This is a genomic window from Corallococcus llansteffanensis, from assembly GCF_003612055.1.
GTDB classification, from domain to species: Bacteria; Myxococcota; Myxococcia; order Myxococcales; family Myxococcaceae; genus Corallococcus; species Corallococcus llansteffanensis.
On the sequence record NZ_RAWB01000866.1, the window covers coordinates 1 to 2,716 of the forward strand.

4 protein-coding genes are annotated in these 2,716 nt (G+C 71.8%); all 4 read right to left on the reverse strand.

What is annotated here, in order from left to right:
* Positions 1-324 (reverse strand): hypothetical protein (locus tag D7V93_RS41370; protein ID WP_147451627.1); only part of this gene is annotated, 324 nt, incomplete at its 3' end.
* Between the two features lie 8 nt (positions 325-332).
* A complete protein-coding gene (locus D7V93_RS41375; protein ID WP_120648471.1) occupies positions 333-1,208 on the reverse strand; it encodes a ribonuclease H-like domain-containing protein in 876 nt (291 codons plus the stop codon).
* The gene (locus D7V93_RS41380; protein ID WP_120648472.1) at positions 1,208-1,645 is read right to left on the reverse strand and encodes a (deoxy)nucleoside triphosphate pyrophosphohydrolase; all 438 of its coding nucleotides are present in this window, start codon (positions 1,643-1,645) and stop codon (positions 1,208-1,210) included. The genes D7V93_RS41375 and D7V93_RS41380 overlap by 1 nt, the downstream gene beginning before the upstream one ends.
* A partial coding sequence (locus D7V93_RS41385) for an outer membrane protein assembly factor BamB family protein (protein WP_120648473.1) occupies positions 1,642-2,716 on the reverse strand: 1,075 nt, incomplete at its 5' end. The genes D7V93_RS41380 and D7V93_RS41385, both read right to left, overlap by 4 nt.

The window sequence follows — 2,716 nt, forward strand, 5'->3', positions numbered from 1 at the left end:
GTCCGCTCCCAGCCCCACCATCTCGATGCGCCCCGGCCCCAGCACCGCCACGCTCTGGAGCGACGGGTGCAGCGCGATGAGCTGCGCTGTCTTGGGCAGCTCCAGCGACCGCTCGGGCGGCCACGCCTCACCGGCCTGGAACACCGCGAGCCGGCGCGCGCCCAGCGCGAGCCCCAGCGCATCTCCGCCCGGGCTCGGGACGAAGCCGTCGCCGGCCCACTCGGCGTCCGTCACCGGCAGGGTCGTGACCCGGGTGAGCTCCACGCGGCGGCTGGGAATGCCCCAGGGGGTGCCGGGCCGCGGCCGGCCGACCCAGGGGACCACCTGGCCGCTCAGGAATCCTGCTCCATGGCCCGCACCCGCGCGAGGGTGTCCATGTCGCGCTCGGTGGGTCCCAGTTCCAACAGCAGTCGGCTCACGTCGTACAGGAGGTCGCCCCGCTCGAAGACCTTCAGCCGCGGGACGTCCAGGTTCAGGTCGTCCGCGCCCTTGTTGTAGGAGAGGTCCATCAGCGACCGCAGCTGGAACGAGTCGTAGAGGTTGTACTCCACCAGGAAGCGCAGGGCCTCCACGTCGCCCCGCCGCAGGTACGCGCGCCACAGCAGCACCGCGTCGTACCCGTTGGTGCCCTTCAGGTGCGGCGGCCGGCCCACGCCCAGCTTCTCTTCAATCTCCTTCAGCCCGCCGCCCATCCCCAGCCGCCGCGTGACGAAGCGCAGGTCGATGTGCGCCTCCGGCACCGGGAAGCGCTTCGCGCCGAAGTACTCCTTCAGCACCGGCACGTCGAAGCACGAGCCGTTGAACGTCACCCACAGCCGCCGCGCCGCCATCGCCTCCGGCAGCGCATCCATGTTCCGGCCCTGGATGAAGACGTGCAGGCCCGCCGCGTCGAACAGGCTCACCACGGTGGGCACCTGCGTCTCGCTGCCGTCCGTCTCGATGTCGAAGTAGACGGCGTCGTCCTGGAACTCCGGGTACAGCCGCCAGTGCTCACGCGACGGCACCAGCCGGGCCAGCTCCTTCAAATCCTTGCGGGCCAGGGCCTCGCGGGCCTCGGCGATGCGCTGGCGGGCCACCGCGTCCGCCTTGCGGCTGATGACGATGCCGCCATCCGGGAAGTCATCCCAGGTCCGGATGCCCTTGGACCACAGGTCCTTCTCCCGCCACGGCCCCACGCCGGGGATGTGCTGGAACGTGTGCAGCAGCATCAATCGAGCACACCCAGCCTTCCCGCCAGGAGGTCGTCCAGGAGCGGCACGTCCGCCTCGCAGAACGGCAGCGCCTGCATCTCCGTGGGCGTGTGGAACGCCAGCTGGTGCGCGCCCAGCGGCTTCGGCTCGCCTGACACCAGCGTGGCCGCGTACAGCACCAGCTCCACGGTGAGGTCCGGGTACGTGTGCCGGCCCTCCCACAGGCGGCGGCCCACGGACAGCTCCACGTCCAGCTCCTCGCGGCACTCGCGCGCCAGGGCGGCCTCGTCCGTCTCGTCGGCCTCCACCTTGCCGCCGGGGAACTCCCAGAGCAGCGCCCTGCTGCCACCCGGGAGTCGCTGCTGGACCAGGAACCTCGGCCCGCCGTCATCGGGCGGAGGCCGGGGAATCAGCGCGGCCACCACCCGCACCGTCCGGGGGGCGGCGCGCGTCACCCGCGTGGCCCCTTCTGCACGTTGTTCAGGTCCAGCGAGTACAGGTACGCGTTGTTGGACAGCACGTACACCCGCGAGCCCACCACGTACGGCGGAGCGGAGATGCCCGCGCCGGGGTTCCACGACAGGCGCGTCTTGCCCGTCGTCGGGTCCACGAACAGCAGCGCACGCTGGTTGGGGACGAGGAGCATTCCCCGGGCCAACACCGGCGCCAGGGCCGTCCTATCCTTGAGGGGAAGCGACCAGATGAGCCGCCCCGTCTCCCCCAGGTAGGCGTCCACCCGGCCGTCCCCCGCGGCGAAGACGACCTCGCCCCGGGCGAGCAGCGACGTGATGCCGCCCACGCTGGTGTTCCACAGCACCGCGCCGGAGTCCGCCTCCAGCGCGTACAGGCCGCTCTTGTACGAGGCCACGTAGAGCCGCCCCGCCGAGTCGAGGGCCGGAGTGGTGTCCACGTCCAGGAACTCCGTCCCGGAGCCCGACAGGGACTTCTCCCAGACGACGCCGCCGTCCTCGACCTTGAGCGCGACGAGGAAGCCGTCGGAGAAGCCCACGTAGGCGGTGCCCTGGTCCACCCTCGGCGCAGAGGCGCCCCGGATGGTGAAGCCCGACGGCGGATCCCGCCGGTACTGCCAGACCCACGTGCCGTCGGATGCCTTCACCGCGAACACCGTGTCGGTGTCCGTGGTCACCAGCACCAGCCCGTCGGCCAGGACGGGCACCGTGGCCAGGGACTCGCTGGTCGGGTACTTCCACTTCACCGCGCCGGTGGCGCCGTCGAGCGCGTACAGCGTCCCGTCACCGCCGGGCGCGTAGACGACGCCCTCGCTCACCATGGCGCCCGCGAGCGCCCGGGCCCCGGTGCGGAACGACCAGGAGAGGCTGCCGTCCGGCCCCACCGCGTGGATGTAGCCGTCGCGCGTCAGCGCGATGACGTTGCGGCTCGCCGGCTCGTACACCGGGGAGGCGGGCTCCCTGGGCGAGTACTCCAGCAGCGGGACCTTCTCCACCAGCCCCTTCCACCAGTCCACGTGGAAGTAGTCCACCGGAGGCTGACGGGGCGCCGAGGGC